Annotated in this window: 1 protein-coding gene; it reads right to left on the bottom strand. The window is 65.7% G+C overall.

Going from position 1 to position 1303, the window contains the following annotated elements; translation table 11 throughout:
* Positions 1 to 33 precede the first annotated feature (33 nt).
* A complete protein-coding gene (locus ACZI8Q_RS20650; protein WP_463375446.1) occupies positions 34 to 1155 on the bottom strand; it encodes an ISAs1 family transposase in 1122 nt (373 codons plus the stop codon).
* Positions 1156 to 1303: the final 148 nt, after the last annotated feature.

The raw sequence follows: 1303 nt of genomic DNA, 5'->3' as shown, positions 1-1303 counted from the left end.
CCCAGGGCCCCGGCAAAGTCGTTTAGACCCATGTCAGGTGGTGTGAAGTAGGTCGATCGGCCGGTGCGGGTTGCGGCTGTGGTGTCGTAACGCGGCGGCGATGTTGTCGTGGCCGGCGAGCCGGAGAATGCTGACGGCGGTGTTGCGGATCGTGGCCATGACTTGCGGGCCGGTGTCGGTGCGGATCGTGGAGCGATCTTCGTCGAAAGTGACGTCTCGAACCCAGTGCAGTCGGTTCTCGATGCCCCAGTGGCCGCGGATCCAGGCCGCGACCTGCAGCGGAGCAGCGGATGTCATCGGCATCGAGGTGATCAGGTAGACGACCTCGACGCTCTTGCGGCCGTTTTTGGTCACGGTGCGACGAAGCTGCAGCACTTGGGTTGCGTGCGGGAATCCGATCCCGGCAGCGACTTCGGTGGCCTTGATGGTGCGACGTTCGCCGCGTCCGTGCCCGCGTCCGGTGATCGAGGACGACGTCGGAATGTCTTTCCAGGGCAGTGTTTTCAAGATGTTCCTCAGTGCCCGTTGGTTGTTCTTGACGGTGAACACGTAGTGCCCGCCGCGGCCGACGATGTGCTCGGCGGTGGCCCGCTGGCAGTGCAAGGCGTCCGCGGTGACCACGACACCGGTGAGGTCGAACGCGGCGAGCAGATCGGTGAGCAGTGGGATCTCGTTCGTTTTCGCGCCGACCTCGAGTTGCCCGAGAACGACCCCGCTGTCCTGGTCCAGAGCGGCGAGCAGGTGTGTCAGATGCCCGGCCGCGTCCTTCGCACCCCGCAACGTCTTACCGTCGACCGCGATCACCCGGCGGCCGTCGATCACGCTGGTCCGCAACCATGCCCACACCCCGATGACCTGGTCCAACACGGCCGCGTCGACGCGGGAGAGGGTGCGACGGATGGTCGACTCCGACGGCACTCGATCAGCCACGCCCAGCTTCTCGAGTGCTGCTGCCGGCGCATCCTGCGCCCACTCGGCGATCGCGGTGAACGAGCGGGCGCCCGTGCACACCGCAGCCAGCGCCACCGACAGGATCGCCGGAAGCCGGTGACGGACCCCGCGCCGAGCACGTGGATCGGGAACCCGGTCGAGGACTCCGAGGATCCCCGTATCGGACACACGGGCAGGCATGGGAGAAGATGGGAGTGCGGGCACGACTCGTTCCTGGTTGTGATGCTGGTGTAGGAACTTGAATCATGACCGAAACGGTCGTGCCCGCCCCAATCCGCACTCTCCGTCGAGCCTCATCACGCACCGAAACAACAGTTCAGCAGGCATCACTCACGACTTTGCCGGGGCCCTG

It is taken from the genome of Rhodococcus quanlei, from assembly GCF_055231015.1.
This window is presented reverse-complemented; position numbering and strand designations above follow the sequence as displayed.